Source organism: Hoylesella enoeca JCM 12259, assembly GCF_000613405.1.
In the GTDB taxonomy this organism is placed as follows: domain Bacteria; phylum Bacteroidota; class Bacteroidia; order Bacteroidales; family Bacteroidaceae; genus Prevotella; species Prevotella enoeca.
On record NZ_BAIX01000004.1, the window covers coordinates 96,905 to 112,902 of the forward strand.

The 15,998-nt window shown below is 46.5% G+C and carries 9 protein-coding genes and 3 pseudogenes; 4 read left to right on the forward strand and 8 right to left on the reverse strand.

The genetic code is table 11. The annotated features are described in order from the left end of the window. The first annotated feature begins 27 nt into the window (after window positions 1-27). The 3 genes and pseudogenes from kdsA to cls all read left to right on the forward strand — a co-directional run bounded on the left by kdsA (window position 28) and on the right by cls (window position 3,039). Window positions 28-778 (forward strand): annotated as a pseudogene (gene kdsA / locus JCM12259_RS13460) (3-deoxy-8-phosphooctulonate synthase). Between the two features lie 5 nt (window positions 779-783). Further along, window positions 784-1,763, forward strand: a pseudogene (locus tag JCM12259_RS13465) (KpsF/GutQ family sugar-phosphate isomerase). 10 nt (window positions 1,764-1,773) lie between these two features. Continuing rightward, complete coding sequence (cls, locus tag JCM12259_RS02610; protein WP_025065303.1) at window positions 1,774-3,039, forward strand: cardiolipin synthase; 1,266 nt, start codon at window positions 1,774-1,776, stop codon at window positions 3,037-3,039. Window positions 3,040-3,318: 279 nt separating this feature from the next. On the opposite strand, the gene JCM12259_RS02615 is transcribed toward cls, so the two are convergent. The 6 genes from JCM12259_RS02615 to JCM12259_RS02640 all read right to left on the reverse strand — a co-directional run bounded on the left by JCM12259_RS02615 (window position 3,319) and on the right by JCM12259_RS02640 (window position 12,984). Next, window positions 3,319-5,613 carry an NADP-dependent malic enzyme gene (locus JCM12259_RS02615; protein WP_025065304.1) on the reverse strand — a complete coding sequence of 765 codons (2,295 nt, stop codon included), beginning with the start codon at window positions 5,611-5,613 and terminating at the stop codon, window positions 3,319-3,321. Window positions 5,614-6,028: 415 nt separating this feature from the next. Then, window positions 6,029-6,739 (reverse strand): GLPGLI family protein, encoded by a 711-nt coding sequence (locus JCM12259_RS02620; protein WP_025065305.1) that lies wholly within the window; start codon window positions 6,737-6,739, stop codon window positions 6,029-6,031. A 31-nt stretch (window positions 6,740-6,770) separates the two neighbouring features. Further along, window positions 6,771-9,395 (reverse strand): carboxypeptidase-like regulatory domain-containing protein, encoded by a 2,625-nt coding sequence (locus JCM12259_RS02625; protein ID WP_025065306.1) that lies wholly within the window; start codon window positions 9,393-9,395, stop codon window positions 6,771-6,773. Between the two features lie 53 nt (window positions 9,396-9,448). Continuing rightward, window positions 9,449-10,675, reverse strand: a complete 1,227-nt coding sequence (locus JCM12259_RS02630) for an ABC transporter permease (RefSeq protein ID WP_060544419.1) — start codon at window positions 10,673-10,675, stop codon at window positions 9,449-9,451. Window positions 10,676-10,687: 12 nt separating this feature from the next. Continuing rightward, window positions 10,688-11,626: an ABC transporter ATP-binding protein gene (locus JCM12259_RS02635; RefSeq protein WP_025065308.1), complete on the reverse strand. Its 939-nt coding sequence runs from the start codon at window positions 11,624-11,626 to the stop codon at window positions 10,688-10,690. Window positions 11,627-11,628: 2 nt separating this feature from the next. Then, window positions 11,629-12,984: a radical SAM/SPASM domain-containing protein gene (locus JCM12259_RS02640; protein ID WP_025065309.1), complete on the reverse strand. Its 1,356-nt coding sequence runs from the start codon at window positions 12,982-12,984 to the stop codon at window positions 11,629-11,631. A 451-nt stretch (window positions 12,985-13,435) separates the two neighbouring features. Between JCM12259_RS02640 and JCM12259_RS02645 the strand changes: the two genes are divergently transcribed. Beyond that, window positions 13,436-14,191, forward strand: coding sequence for a helix-turn-helix domain-containing protein (locus tag JCM12259_RS02645; RefSeq protein WP_025065310.1), 756 nt, complete (start codon window positions 13,436-13,438; stop codon window positions 14,189-14,191). 298 nt (window positions 14,192-14,489) lie between these two features. Here JCM12259_RS02645 and JCM12259_RS02655 read toward each other — a convergent pair whose 3' ends face one another. Together JCM12259_RS02655 and JCM12259_RS13470 are read right to left on the reverse strand one after the other, a co-directional pair. Then, the gene (locus JCM12259_RS02655) at window positions 14,490-15,140 is read right to left on the reverse strand and encodes an NAD(P)-dependent oxidoreductase (RefSeq protein ID WP_025065311.1); all 651 of its coding nucleotides are present in this window, start codon (window positions 15,138-15,140) and stop codon (window positions 14,490-14,492) included. A 70-nt stretch (window positions 15,141-15,210) separates the two neighbouring features. After that, window positions 15,211-15,998: pseudogene (locus tag JCM12259_RS13470) on the reverse strand (prephenate dehydrogenase).

The following is a 15,998-nucleotide window of genomic DNA, read 5'->3' on the forward strand; positions in this document are numbered from 1 at the left end:
ACCTTTGCAAATATTAAAAACGATCGTATGTCACCTATTTTCATAGCCGGACCCTGCGTCATCGAGTCGCAAGAGTTGCTCGACTGCGTTGCCGAGACATTGTTACGAATCAACCGAAAGCTCGGCACGAATATCATTTTCAAATCATCGTTCGATAAGGCCAACCGCACCTCAGTCCGCTCATTCAGAGGTCCAGGACTCGACAAAGGCTTGCAGATGTTGGCAGACGTAAAGTCAAAGTATGGCCTGCGCTTGTTGACAGATATCCACGAGAGTTATCAGGCGTCGCCTGTGGGCGAGGTGGTGGATGTGATTCAGATTCCGGCCTTTCTCTGCCGGCAGACCGATCTGCTCGTGTCTGCCGCCCGGACGGGCCGGATCGTCAACATCAAGAAAGCCCAATTCCTCAGCGGGCGCGATATGCAGTATCCCGTGGAGAAAGCACGCGATGCCGGCGCCCGCGAGATCTGGCTCACCGAGCGGGGTAATAGTTTTGGGTATAACAACCTGGTGGTAGACTTCCGCAACATAGCAGATATGCAGGCATTCGTTCCAACGGTCATCATGGATTGCACGCACAGTGTGCAGCGCCCCGGTGCAGGCAATGGCACAACCGGCGGCGATCGCCGCTTCATTCCGTCCATGGCGCTGGCTGCCAAGGCATTTGGTGCCGGCGGTTACTTCTTCGAGGTGCACCCTAATCCCGATCAAGCTGAGCGACGGGCCGAATATGTTGGAACTGGATCAATTAGAAAACCTCATCACCCAATTAATATAGGTAAGATGGAAACAACAGACAAGTCACTCGACAGATTAAGGAGTGTTCGCACATATGCCGCACAATGTCTCAAAGACGAAGCCGAAGCGCTGGTCGACTTGATACCGCAGCTCGACGAGAACTTCGATCGAGCTGTGGATATGATGTATCGGTGCCGTGGCAAAATCATCGTGACAGGCGTAGGCAAGAGTGGGCATATCGGCGCAAAGATTGCAGCCACCTTGTCGAGCACTGGTACGCCGGCTTTCTTCATCAATCCTTTGGATGCTTATCACGGCGACTTGGGCGTGATGACTCCAGACGACATCGTGCTGGCGCTGAGCAATTCCGGTCAGACTGACGAATTATTGCGCTTCATCCCGATGGTGCTACACATGCACGTGCCCATTATCGGCATGAGCGGTCATCCCGATTCGCTGTTGGCCAAATACAGCACGGTGCACATCAAGGTGTGGGTGAAGAAAGAGGCATGCCCCCTGAATCTCGCCCCCACCAGTAGCACAACGGCGGCCCTGGCCATGGGCGATGCCCTGGCAGTGGCACTGATGCAGGTGAGAGGCTTCCGCCCCACAGACTTCGCACAGTTCCATCCGGGAGGCGAACTGGGCAAACGTCTCCTCACCACCGCCGAGGATGTGATGCGCACCTCGGATCTGCCCGTTATCCCACAAGACATGCACCTGGCGAAGCCATCATACACGTGAGCAAAGGGAAGCTGGGCTTGGGTGTCGCACTGACCGACGACCGAGTGACAGGTCTGATCACAGACGGCGACATCCGGCGGGCGATGGAACGCTGGCAAGCCCAATTCTTCAACAAGACCGTCAGCGACATCATGACTCGCACGCCTAAGACCGTGTTGCCAGGGACTAAGATCACCGAGATACAACGTATCATGCACGAACACAAGATCCATACAGTGCTGGTCGTAGACGAAGCCAATCGCCTCCTGGGTGTAGTAGACCATTACTCTTGCATGCTATAAACCACAGACATTGAAACGCTATTTCTCTACCCTCATACTCCTGCTGTGCTGCTTTGCATTCGCGTATGCGCAGACAGCCGACTCGCTTATCGTCAACCAACTTCGCCGAGAGGGCATCACGTTCTCGCACAACAATTCCGTGACGCTGCTTACCAACGGACAAGAGAAGTTCGACGACCTCTTCAAAGCCATCCGGCAAGCTCGCAGCAGCATCCATCTTGAATATTTCAACTTCCGCAACGACTCCATTGCCAACCTCCTCTTTGATCTTCTCGAAACGAAGGCAAAAGAAGGTGTGGAAGTAAGAGCCTTGTTCGACGGATTCGGCAATGATTCCAACAACAAGCCCCTGCGTCGCCGGCAACTCCAAAGCATACGCGACCGAGGCATCGAGATCCATGAGTTCGACCCCATTCGGTTTCCTTTTATCAACCACGTATTCCACCGCGACCACCGCAAGATCGTCGTCATCGACGGGCATACGGCTTATACCGGTGGTATGAACGTAGCCGACTATTACATTAAAGGTACGCAAGCCGTGGGCACATGGAACGACATGCACTGCCGGATCGAAGGCGAAGAGGTCAACACGCTGCAACGTATCTTTCTCCGCATGTGGAACAAGACCACCCGCCAGCACGTCGACGGTGCGCAATATTATCGCGGCGGGTCGGCCGACGCACACTTCACGGGATTAAAGCCCGACACATGCGCCACCGCCCATCATAAGATGGTGGGAATCATCAACCGCGAGCCGCACACCACCAACGGCATCATTCGTCGTTTCTATACCGATGCCATCAATGACGCCCGAGACAGCATCAAGCTCATCAACCCTTATCTCACGCTGAACCGCAGATTGAAACGGGCACTGAGACAGGCCGTCAAGCGAGGCGTCAAGGTTGAGATCATGGTGTCGACGCATAGCGATATTCCGCTCACACCCGACTGCGTGTTTTACAACGTGCACCAGCTGATGCGCCACGGTGTGAAGGTTTGGATGTACACCCCAGGCTTCCATCACACCAAGATTATCATGGTCGACGGGCAGTTTTGTACCGTAGGCAGTGCCAACCTAAACGCCCGAAGTCTCAGGTTCGATTATGAGGAGAACGCCGTTATCATCGATCGCTGCACCACTGCACAGCTCTCGCGCATCTTTGACCGGGACAAGGCCCAGAGCTTTCTGCTCACCCCGCAATCATGGCGAACATTCCGCACGCCTTGGAAGCGATTCATCGGTTGGTTTGCCCATCTTCTTGCCCCTTTCCTATAAGATCCGACTCCGAAACCTTTGTTTTCGCCCCGCCGGCCGTCTCTACGCAAAGGCCTCCCCGCCAGGGATGTTTGCAGGGGGGAAAACGGGTCCGGAATCGCACTTGTATTCTATTGATAATCAATCTCTTGTATTCCCGTAAATTTACATACGGTTAGAAGAAAATTTCTAACCGTATAAAAATAAATTTTCTTGCGGGAAGAAATTTTGCTGCAACCGTATGCAAATTTACGGGGATATATATATCGCCCGCACACGAGCCGGAAACGAGCATCGCACTCAGCCGTTTCTCGATTGTTTGATCTTTTCTACATAAGCATCGATGACAGCAACGGCGGTGATATTGACGATGTCGCGGATAGAACTCTCGAAGTCGGTGAAATGGATAGGCTTATTAAGCCCCATCTGAATCGGCCCGATGATTTCCGCGTCCGCATCCAAGGCTTGCAGGAGTTTATAACTACCGTTGGCACTACTGATGTTGGGGAAGACGAGCGTGTTGACATCGAGTCCTTTGAGACGCGTAAACGGATACTTGTCATCGCGTAACTCGCGGTTGAGGGCGAAGTTCACTTGCATTTCGCCATCAATAGCCAAGTCGGGATACTGCTGTTGCATTTCAGCCACGGCGTTGTGCACTTCCAGCGAGCTACCGTTGTCATCGGTTCCGAAATTAGAATAGCTGATCATCGCGATGCGCGGCACTTCATTAAAGAATCTCACCGTATGGGCGCTGAGACGCGCCACGTCGACAAGCACATCCTGGTTGGGATGGCGATTGATGAGCGTATCGGCAATGTAATAGATTCCTTTCTTGGTGTTGAGGATGTGCATGGTAGCAAACGTCTTGTATTCAGGGCGAATACCGATAACCTCCTTGGCTACTTTAATCGTATTGGAATAGCGGGTGTAGAGACCTGTGATAAAGGCGTCGGCCTCGCCGACTTCGACCATCATCATACCGAAATAATTGCGCTCATACATCTTGTCGTAGGCTTCCTGGAAGGTGTAACCTTGGCGCGCCCGCTTCTCAAAGAGATGTTTGGCAAAGGTGGCGCGTCGGCCCTGCTCTTGATCCGCACGCATGTCGATGATCTGAATATCGGTCAAGTCGAGCTTCAATCGTTGTGCCTGCCGACGAATACGATCGGGATTACCCAGCAGTATGGGGAAGCAGATCCCTTCCTGTTTGGCCTGCACGGCGGCTTTCATCATCGTGGGGTGTCCGCCCTCGGCAAAGACCACGCGTTGCGGATGCCGACGCGCGGTGTCGTGGAGCTTCTGCGTGAGCTTGGTCTCCTGTCCGAGCATCTGTAAGAGCGAATTCTTATAAGCCTCCCAATCCGTTATTGTGCGACGCGCCACACCGCTCTCGATGGCAGCCTTGGCTACGGCGGCACTCACTTCGGTGATCAAGCGCGGGTCGACGGGTTTAGGGATAAAGTATTTCGGTCCGAAGGTCAGGTCGTTGACATGGTAGACATCGTTGACCACATCGGGGACGGGCTGTTTGGCCAACTCGGCAATGGCATGCACGGCCGCCATCTTCATCTCCTCGTTGATCGCTTTGGCATGCACATCGAGTGCACCGCGGAAGATGTAAGGGAAGCCGATGACATTGTTGATCTGGTTAGGATAATCCGATCTGCCCGTAGACATCAACACATCCGGACGACTGGCGATGGCGTCTTCGTAAGAGATCTCCGGCACAGGATTAGCCAGGGCGAAGACGATGGGATTGTCGCTCATCGACTTGACCATGGCTTGCGTGAGGATGTTGCCTTTGGATAGGCCCACAAACACATCGGCACCGCTGACAGCCTCTTCCAAGGTGTGCACGTCGCGGCGATCGGTAGCAAACAGTGCTTTCTGCGGTGTGAGTCCTTTGCGATCGCTGGTGATCACGCCTTTGGAATCGAGCATCACAATGTTTTCCTTGCGAGCGCCCAGTGCACAATACATTTTCGTACACGAGATAGCAGCCGCACCGGCACCGTTGACCACGATCTTGGCTTGCTTGATGTCCTTGCCTGCCACTTCAAGGGCATTCTTCAAGCCGGCAGCCGAAATAATGGCGGTGCCATGCTGGTCGTCATGCATCACGGGAATGTCGAGCGTTTTCTTCAACCGGTCCTCGATATAGAAACACTCGGGCGCCTTGATGTCCTCCAAATTAATGCCGCCGAAGGTGGGAGCGATCTTCTCGACAGCTTCGCAAAACTTCTCGGGATCTTTCTCGGCCACTTCGATATCAAAGACATCGATTCCGCCGTAGATCTTAAACAGCAATCCTTTGCCCTCCATCACGGGTTTGCCGCTCATCGCGCCGATGTCGCCGAGGCCCAAGACGGCTGTTCCATTGCTGATCACAGCCACAAGGTTGCCTTTATCCGTGTATTTGTAAACATCATCGGGTGTCTTCTGGATTTCGAGACAGGGATAAGCCACGCCCGGCGAGTAAGCCAAACTCAGGTCTGTCTGTGTGTGATAAGGTTTGGTGGGTTTCACCTCGATCTTTCCCGGTCGGCCGCTTTGATGGTATTCCAATGCAGCCTCTTTCGTTATCTGTACCATAATTTATCCTTTTGGTTTGTCGCTTCGCAAAGGTACGGAAAAATCATGAAACTGCCACTTTTTTCCTCCTATTAATATCACATAGAATAATTGAGAGTTGACAATTGCTCATTGAGAATTCTTCCAAGCGGGGTAATGGAGAATTGGGAATTGCTCATTGAGAATTAGGCATGTGCCTTATAACGCATGTTGAGAAAGATAATTGAGAATTGACAATTGACAATTGAGAATTCGCTTGTGATCTTATCAGACGTTCTGAGAAGTATACGAATAGTGGCCAACTACTCGTATACCTGTGGGGCACAAGTATACGACTTCTCAACATGCGTTATAAGGCACATGCTTAATTCTCAACTATCTATTATCAATTACCCCGCTTATGAGGCATTATCAATTCTCAATTAGCAATTCTCAATTATCTATTCCTCTTCATCATCTCCACACGCTTTTTGACCATCTCCTCAAAGGCTTTTCGTGTCATGGGTTTATCCCCCTGCGGCCTGACGATGGCACGGGCAGCCTTGTCTTCAATAGCCGTTGCCGTGTAAGTCTGTTGACCGTTGTCAAACGCTAAGATCAGTCCCTCCAATCCGCATGCGATCGGTTCATCTCGCAATGGGATGTGGTGGGTGATCCAAACGGTCGTCTTGCCGTCGGCCGATACGGCTTTCACGCATTCGAATCCTAAGATGGTCTTGGTCGCCTCCGGATGGATCGTGAAGTGCGCCGACCGGATGCTGTCACTGACCAGGAAGTCTTTCCCGAACACCGACACTTGATCCAAGATGATCCCCGCCGCGTGATTCTTATACGTATAATTCCGGGCTTGCTGCTTCACACTTTCACTGATGTCGACCGTACGACCCATAAACGTGATCTCCTGCTTCTCTTTCAGGGGGAGGATGCGGAAGTCACTCTCACCATCCTTATAGGTGAGCTGGTAATCCATGAAAACGTTTTTATACGCGCTTGCCAGGCTGCTGCGCATCTCTTCATCGAGGCCGGCATCGGCAAATAAATCAGGCGACTGCGTGTTGTAAACGGCCCGATAGGTCACAGTCAACTCCTGGGCCTGCGCCATGACGGTCGCAAGCACGACTAATACAAACAAAATGGTTCTTTTCATTGTCTTGATCTTTAAATGATTACGATGATATTCAATATTTGAGCGTCAGACCTGCCATCACATAGCCGGGCATATACCAAACCCTACTATTCATCGAATAATAAGAGTCGATGCGACCCGTCTCGCGCTTCCTTTCGGCCAGGTGCATCACATCAGAGCCGTAGAGTCGGAGTCCCAGGCGTTTTGACGCGTCGTATCGCACTTCAAACCCATAGAAAACATTCTCGTCATGATTCTGGTTCAAACCATATCGGTGGTATCTGGCTTCGACATGCGCATAGAAACGGGCAGCCTTCCACATCAGCTTACCCCGCAAGTCTTGGTTCGTCATTCGGTTTCGGATAGGCGTCCCATGATAGACATTCCGATCGATCATCCATCTGAGGTCGCCGTTTAATCCCTTCTTGAAATAGGTAGACAATTGGAGCATCAGCGCCATAGTGCCGGATTGCGCCCGATATAAGGCGTCATCGTGAAAGACCGGCACGCGGGCATGCACATAATTGATCGTAGCTTTCACGTTCAATGGCAGAGATATGAATCGATACTCCACCTGCGACAGCCAAGACAACTGACTTCTGGCCGGGCTCAACCTTTTCTCCACCAATGATGTATAAGTCTCCTGCCGGTTGTTCTCGGCTACGTCATGCCGAGACGTCTCGAATGAGACCATGTTCATCATGCTCAGTCCGATATACTGGAGTATGAGGAGCTGCAATACCGAGGCTTTGTGCACCTTGGCGAAAAACCTGCTGACGGAGCTGCTCATCACGTTGTTATACGACTCCAAATAATAGCTGTCGCCCAAAAGAGCCGTGATGGGATGGAGCTTGATGCCGTATTCATAGTTCAGGGAAAGATGGTGGAATGCAGACAGGTCGTAGTCTGCCTGCAACCGCGGCGATACCAGTCGGCAAGTGCGATCGGCGAAGTCTCTGGCGAGATTGGTTCTGGCATGCTGCAACAAGTAACGCAGACGCACAGCAAAACGTAGCCGTGACCGATCCTTTCCGAGCATGGCATCGGCATAACAGCCGGAATAATCGATGGTCGCATCATTGTCAAACTGCTCGCTCACCATAGTCTGGTGCAGCTGCGAGCAAAGTGTCTGCCGTTCGAGCATGCCTTTGAAGGCCAGCCGCAAGTAATAGGCATCATTCAACCTGTGTAGGTAAAACAGTTGTGCCGCACCGGTCTCCCTCATCCTCTCGGAAGCATAGTCATAAGCATCGGATAGGTGAAAGCGTGCCGCATAATAAGGCTGTGCCGCTACGAACAGCGCGTCGTCGTGCGTGTCACTTTTCCGATAGTCGGCCAGCAGATTGAGGGTGTTCTTCCCCATACGCTTGACCAAGAGCAGACTCGTTTCCGCATTAGTCATTCCCGGCTTGCGGTTATAGTTCAGAATGTTTTCATACAGTGTGTGGTCGCTTCGAGTGTTTCGTGAGGAAAACAAGAACTTCCCGTCCCAAACCATATTCATATCCCGCGACGGTGCATAGACAACCTTGGCCTGAGACAACAGCTCGTGTTGCCGTCCCTTTTCCGCAGAAGCGTCGCTGTATTGCAGCCCGGATAGATACGCATAGTCGCGCTCGTTTCTCGATATATGATGATCGTAGCCGTATATGCCGCTGACGCTAAGCCTAAGTTTGGAGCTGGGATTGGCCATATAGTTCAAAGAGGCGAAATTGCTTTCCCGTCGCTCGGTATCCTTACGGTCGTTCATAAACGGGGCATAAGTTTCCATCAGGGCCTTGGCTTTTTCCATGGGATCGTCTCCGCTAAGCAGGTTTTGCATCCCGCCGGAAAACTGTATGATGTCTCGGAATGTCAGGTGTCGCATCCCGATGTTGTTCGCGGCCATGATCCCAGAAAACATCTGCTTCTTACCGATGTATAGAGCCGCATTCCGGGCCTGGTATTTATTGAGCACGCCGCCGGCCATATCGAGATCTCCTTTCAGTCGGCTCCTCATCTTGTCATTCACGCCGACATTGATCACAGTTTCATTGGTGGTCTTGAATCCGTCATAGATGCTGTATTCGGAGTAGTTCTCGATCACATCTATCCGGCTGACCCCACCGGCAGAAAGGTTATCGGTCGGAATCACGGTGTTGCCCTGAAACAGATCTTGTCCCTCCATTAGAATCCTACTGACACGCTTCCCATTAGCCGTTATGGTCTTGGAATCCTCATCTATTCTGACATTTGGCAATCTCCCGAGGATATCCCCTAACGACCGCTCTGTGCCTGTCGTGAAATGTCGGACAATATAAGAAGTGGTATCTCCCCGCACGTTGATGCCGTTCGACACGACTTTCACCTCATCGAGAACGACACGGTCATTGATCTTGAAATCGACGATTATCTCCGACGTCCCCCACACGATGACGCTCTTTCGGACAGGCGGACAACCCAGAGCCGTGGCCCGAACCGCATAGCTGCCTTTGTCAATGTTCTCGAAACGATATTTGCCATCTTTGTCGGACAGTGTCGACATGATAATCTTGTCGTCTGCGGGCCGGCATAATTCCATCCGTGCGCCAACCAGCAGACTGCTGTCTGCGCCGCACACCACACCTCTGATCGTGCCTTGTCCTTTCGCCCCGGTCAAGCACAAGGTCAACATGACACCTATGATCCATCTTTTCATGCGAGAATTAATTGAATCGTTCAGGGAGACTAATGCCACTACACTCTACCTACTCATCCAAGATTGCGACTCCTCTTCTTGTTAATCATATATACCCTTATCCAATTTATCATCATATTGAGTGTTACTTTATTATTTACAGCCAATGAACCTTTTTCATACAAAATGCAAGAATAATTAAAAGCTAAAACTATTGTGGCGTATAATAGCACTAATGATATTACGATCGAAAGCGTAGTCCCCCCATTTGCAAATAACACAAATGATGCTATTGGGCTGGACAAAGGTATATATGACAATATCTCTACTATTGAAGAATAAGAACCAATATTCTTCACCACGTACATAAATGTCAATAAGAGTGGCATTGTAATAACTAATGAGAATTGCTGTGTATTCGTATTTTCATTGGAAATAGCCCCTAAAATAGAAAACAGTATTGAGTATAATAGGAAACCTCCAACTAAATATAATATAAACATAATCAGGAATGTGATCAGTTGATCTTGTGGTAAAGAAGAAAGAGATCCCATAAAAGTCTCAAAAACTTCTTTCTTAATCATCAATGATGGAATCTTATCCAGAACCGATATAACCACAACACCAATGATACACCACAGCATTATCTGTATCAATGCAGCCAACAGACCAGCTATCAACTTCCCTGCCATTATATCACGGCTTGACATCGCAGATAATAATATCTCACATATTCTATTCTTCTTCTCTCGCCCTGTCATTCTCATTATAGAACTAGAAAACTGTAATATGATTAAGTACAGAAGAAAAGTTGCAACTAGGGATACTCCAAGAATAGATATATTAGTATTTTCTGAATGATATATTAGCACTATCTTACTTTGTTCTTCTGTTCTTATCTTAGAAAGATTTATATTCAACCGCGTCTCTGCTAACCGCATTGAAATTCCATCAAGAATAGCCTTTTGATTCTCTGGAAGTAACACACCTTTTGTCAACACATCACATTGTATTTTTTGATCAGACTTTCTTGTAAGGATGATACGGGCATCATATCCTCGGTTTTCCCAATCATAACAACTACCATAGTTAACCTTTAACAAAGGTGAATCAGCAATTGGTTTCTGTAACTCTGTCTTGTTTTCAACAATCATCCGACTAAAAGGTCTGTTACTATGATTAACTATAAATACTAATATCATAGCTAATGGAGGTATGAGGGATATAAGCCAAAATGACCTTGTCCGTAACTGTACTTTAAGTTCAAAGTTTAGAATATTTAAGAGAGATTTTTTATTCATCCTATTTCCTTTCTATTTATTACCAATTTCAATAAATATATCTTCCATCGAAGGAATCTTTTTCGAGCATTGAAAAACTTCATATCCGCTTAGTCTATGAAGAATAAGCTCCATACATTCCCCCGTACTAAGATTTGTTCTGATATCATCAAGTTCCACACGAAACCTATTTTGATCTACCTGCGATATTGATATATTGAAATGATCTTTTAGTTTAGAATAAATATCATCACTATTTACTACCTGATTAGAGGTATCGATCTCAACTATAAAAGAAGTTTGCTTAGTGTATGCTTTCTTAACGTATGTAACATTACCACTAACTTTCAACTTCCCTTTATTAAATAGAGCAACGTCTGTACATAAATCTTCCACAGACTTCATGTTATGGGTGGAAAGAACAATTGTTGCTCCATTTTCTTTTTGGTATTCTTTAATTATATCAATAAAAGTATGGAAATTGATTGGGTCAATTCCAGAGAAAGGCTCATCCATAAACAACAGAGAAGGATAACTAATGAGAGAGCTAATTAACTGAACTTTCTGCTGCATTCCCTTTGAAAGTTCTGAAACCCTTCTATGCCTCCAACTCCTAATATCAAAACGCGTCAGCCATTTATCAAGACTAGACTTCGCTTTCTTATCATCAAGTTCTCTTATATTAGCAAAAAACATAAGCTGTGTTTCAATATCAATACCATCATAAAGTCCTTTCTGCTCAGGTAAATATGATATCTTTTTGCGCAACTCATTTACAGCTGAAATATCTCCATACTTTATTGTCCCAGAATCATAATCTAACACTTTTGTAAGAATCTTTAAAAGCGTACTTTTCCCAGCACCATTAGGACCAACAATAGCATAAATAGATTGCTCCGGGATCTGTAAAGAAATATCGTCTAAAGCAACATTGTTACCATATTTTTTTATAAGGTTAGATATAGATATCATTGCTATTTTTCAATTAGTGAAACATTACAGGATAAAATACCTGTCCTTTTTAAAACGGGACAGATTTCCTCATTCTTTTGTATACGATCTTTATTTGCTATGAGTATCCTAGTTATGCACTTGCCACAAAATTTATTATAAAAACAATTCTCACATTCTTTTCGATTATCATTCTCTGCACTAAGATTTATATTAGCAAATAGAGAATACAGTGGATTTTTAAGTGATAAGAAATTTAGATTAGGATCTTCTCTAAAATTACCTAGCTTCCATTTGCTCTCTATCATATTACAAGGCATTACATCTCCATTAGATTGGAATGACAACATTGTCCAACCAGCTCCACAGGAAGGTATAACATTTGCCAACTTCATACCAGACTGACCTAGACGATCTGAGACTGTGCGAACCCTTCCCATATACTTTTCACCAATTTGAAGAACCCTTTTATCAAGTTCCATACGTATAGCACTACAACGGTCACTCATTGTACATCCATCTGAGAGTTTATATGTCCTGCCTTTTTCAATATTTTCAGGTATGCTTACCATAATATCAAGAACATTATTATCTAGCATGTAGTCGAAGAAAGCATCAGCTTCTTTTTCATTTTCATTCGTGAGCATATATACTACACGAAAGAACTTGGGATCAATTTCCTTTTTGATTTTTATGATATTGTATAACGTTTTCGAGAATGTATTACGAACACCTCTCTGAAACGCATTGGAACTCTCACTAAAACCATCTATACTAATACTAAAACCTATCTTATCTTTATAAGTTTTAAATATCTCATAAGACGTACTAGGAATGGCAGAGGCGTTTGTCATAACCGTAACTGTCATAAACCGTTCACAGGCAGATCTTAATATTTCATTAAAATATGGATTCACTGTTGGTTCCCCTCCTGTTAGTTCTATAATCCTTACATGGCGTTTTTGCAAAGCATCGAACAAGTTTTCCGCTTCTTCCAAACTAAGACTCGCTGCCTTAGTTGGGGAGAATGCACCATAGCAGTACCGACATTTTAGATTACACTTTTCTGTCAATTCTATACTTGCAATACGAATGGGAAATTTATCTTCACATTGCAGAGTAACATTTGGTCGCGTCTCTAAAAAGATAAAACCTAATTCCTTTAAATTGTAATAAAAGTTATAAATCTCCTTGGCTTCTATATTATAGGAGCATGATAATTCTCTAATGATAGTATCAATATCTGTTTTCCCATCTGTTAATTTCAAGATAGGGAAAGCTCCCTTAGGTAGGCTTATATGCTTGCCTGAAATTATATCTATGGCAATAGCAGATTGCTCCGAAAGAATAATATTTGGATTGACTCTTGGATAATACATTTTACTTTTCTTTTAAATGGCAGCTAACGCCCATAGCGTTAGCTGCCTCTTGATTAGAACGACGCATACGCAGCAACACCTGCCAAAGAAGGAGATAAGCCACATGCGATACAGAAAGTACATGCTGCACACCATATACTCTCCACAGCAGAATCATCGTCATTAATGTTCATTGCTGGGGCAGCCAAACTACCCAATTCTAGATTTCCTGTTATTGCTTTAAATTTTTAGTTGTTAATAATAGATTTATACTCACTATTAATGGCTCGTCGACGTATTCCATTAAGTTTAGATATTGCAAAGTAAGTGACTTATTTCTGTCCTTGCAATCTCTATAAGTAACTTTTTTAGGAAGAAATTAAAGAAATCAAACTTTTGTGTGATAATTTGTTGGTTATTTTGCAGAAAAGTTATAACTTTGCAGTATTATTAACTACCTAACCAAAGTCCTATGATGAATGTAGAATATTTCTTTGGAATACTCAATGACATCCAAACAATTTCCGACAAGCAATACGAGCAAATCCCGCTGCTGATAAAAGCTGCTGAAGCATTTGCCCGTATATCTTACCAATGCGTCTATCTTTTCGACTTCTTCCGAAAGAGGTTTCTATATGTATCTGACCATCCTACTTTTTTATGTGGATATACAACAGAGGAAGTAAAAAAACTTGGATACACTTTTTACATAGAAAAAGTACCACACCAAGAACTCGGCATGCTTATAGAAACTTATAGACGTGTCTTTCAATTTTTCAATAGAAATGACAGTATAGATAAATTGAGAGGAACGATGTCTTGTGACTTTCATCTAAAAAATGATAAGAAGACTATTTTGGTCAATCACAAGTTGACACCTGTCTTATTAAATAAAGAAGAAAAGGTTTGGGTAGCTATGTGTACAATATCATTATCCTCTCAGAAGACACCCGGGCATTTGATCTTTCACACAGATTATTCTCCATGGTATTGGCTATACTCTTTCACGCAGCACAGATGGGAAGAGAAATATAAGTTCAGCCTAAAAGAAGGAGAAAAAGCCGTTTTACGCCTATCGGCAGAAGGGTTAACAATAGACCAGATTGCCGTTGAATTACATAAGTCACCCGACACAATCAAATCTTGTAAACATAAACTTTTTAACAAACTCAAAGTGACAAATATTGCAGAAGCACTGTCCTATGCAATTACCTATCACTTAGTTTAACCGTGCTTCATCTATGCCACCCTTTGAGAAGTCGTATACTTGTACCCCACAGGTATACGAGTAGTCGGCCACTACTCGTATACTTCTCAGAACGCCTGATAAGACCACAAGCGAATTCTCAATTGTCAATTCTCAATTATCAATTATCTTTCTCGATGAGCAAGAACGAGGGTGAAATAAAGTTGTCCTTGTTCTCTCGGCTTACGGGCACTATGATGATAAATAAAACGATCTGGGAAGAGGGATGGCAGTCGCCCGGTAAATCGAGGCCCCCCTCTTCGCAGATCGTTACTCACTTCTAATATCCGATGGTGAAGCGTGTCTTGTGATGGGCAGGCTTTTCAAGTTCATCGACCATCGCCACGGCATAATCCTGGACGGAGATATGGCTGTTACCGTCGGCATCAACAATCAGGTCGTCTTTTCCCAACCGGAATTTGCCGGTCTTCTCACCTTTCTCATCAAAAGCGCCCGCAGGCGAGAAGAACACCCAATCGATTTGGTCTTCATTCACCAACGTGTTGAGATAGAAATCACCCAGCGGACGGACACCATCCATGATCTCGGCAGGAATAGCGCCCGAATCGACTACACGGAGACCGGGTTTCACAAAAAGCGTGCCTGCACCGCCAACGATGAGCAAACGTCCTACGCCGCTCTTTTTAGCCGCTTCGAGAATCTTGGGGTAATTGACCTGGATGAGTGACTTGATGTCGGGATTCGCCCATCCCGGATTATAAGCCGAGATGATGGCATCTTTGCCCGCAGCGAGCTTGACGATGGCATCTACATGGGCTACATCCTCTTCGACGGCTGTAACGGCATCGTTCTTTGGGAGTTTGTCGGCACTGCGCACTACGGCTGTCACCTGATGACCGCGCGCAATCAACTCGTTTAGGATAGCCGAGCCCACAAAGCCCGTTGCACCGATTAAAACTACATTTGCCATAACTTGTTTCCTTTCTTGAATGATTAATGTTATTATATTGTGTTGACCATGCAAAGATAGCAATTCATGCTCATTCGAGCAAATCCTGCTTCATATTACGACGGATTTTGGCGAGATATGCCTTCATGTCGGCGGCATCCCGCGGTCGATGATGGAGAGAAGCTCTTTGAGTTCGGTGCGGATCTGCGACACCTGGTCGTGCGTATAGGGATTGAAAAGGATCTCCTGTAAGAGGAAATCGTCTTCGCCAAGTACGCCTCGGGCAATCCGCAGATGGCGCTTGAAGGTCGTGCCGGGAGCATCCTGATGCTTCATTACGGCAGCAAAGACAAAGGTACTCACGAAAGGGATGCTCAACGAATAGGCCACCGTCTGATCGTGTTCATCGAAGGTGTATTCATAGATGTTCAAGCCCAGTCGGCTGTATAGATTCCGAAAGAAGTTGCGCCCCTTGGCGTCGCCCTCGCTGATGATGATGGCATTCTCTTCGCTTAATTGGTTGAGATTGGCGAAAGTGGGGCCGAACATCGGGTGCGTGCTGACATAAGGGTGTCTGCATTGCTCGTAGAAGGCTTGGAGATTGGTTTTCACCGAACTGATGTCGCTGATGATACAGGTCTCGGGCAGATAAGGCAATACTTCCCGGAAGGCGGGGATCGTGTATTTCACCGTCACGGCATTGATCACCAGATCGGGCTGGAACGCCTGCACTTCGTCGAGCGAGGTGAAGCGCAGGCAGTTGTAAGTGAAGCGCATCCGTTTGGGGTCGTGCTCATAAACGGCAGTTTCGTGATCGAAGCTCAGCAGGTCAAGAAAAAAACTCCCCATCTTGCCTGCACCCATGACTAAGATTCTCAT

Coding starts and splice junctions, on each gene's coding strand:
- JCM12259_RS02615 (WP_025065304.1), bottom strand. CDS start 5,613: ATGGTACAGATAACGAAAGAGGCTGCATTGGAATACCATCAAAGCGGC.
- JCM12259_RS02620 (WP_025065305.1), bottom strand. CDS start 6,739: ATGAAAAGAACCATTTTGTTTGTATTAGTCGTGCTTGCGACCGTCATG.
- JCM12259_RS02625 (WP_025065306.1), bottom strand. CDS start 9,395: ATGAAAAGATGGATCATAGGTGTCATGTTGACCTTGTGCTTGACCGGG.
- JCM12259_RS02630 (WP_060544419.1), bottom strand. CDS start 10,675: ATGAATAAAAAATCTCTCTTAAATATTCTAAACTTTGAACTTAAAGTA.
- JCM12259_RS02635 (WP_025065308.1), bottom strand. CDS start 11,626: ATGATATCTATATCTAACCTTATAAAAAAATATGGTAACAATGTTGCT.
- JCM12259_RS02640 (WP_025065309.1), bottom strand. CDS start 12,984: ATGTATTATCCAAGAGTCAATCCAAATATTATTCTTTCGGAGCAATCT.
- JCM12259_RS02645 (WP_025065310.1), top strand. CDS start 13,436: ATGATGAATGTAGAATATTTCTTTGGAATACTCAATGACATCCAAACA.
- JCM12259_RS02655 (WP_025065311.1), bottom strand. CDS start 15,140: ATGGCAAATGTAGTTTTAATCGGTGCAACGGGCTTTGTGGGCTCGGCT.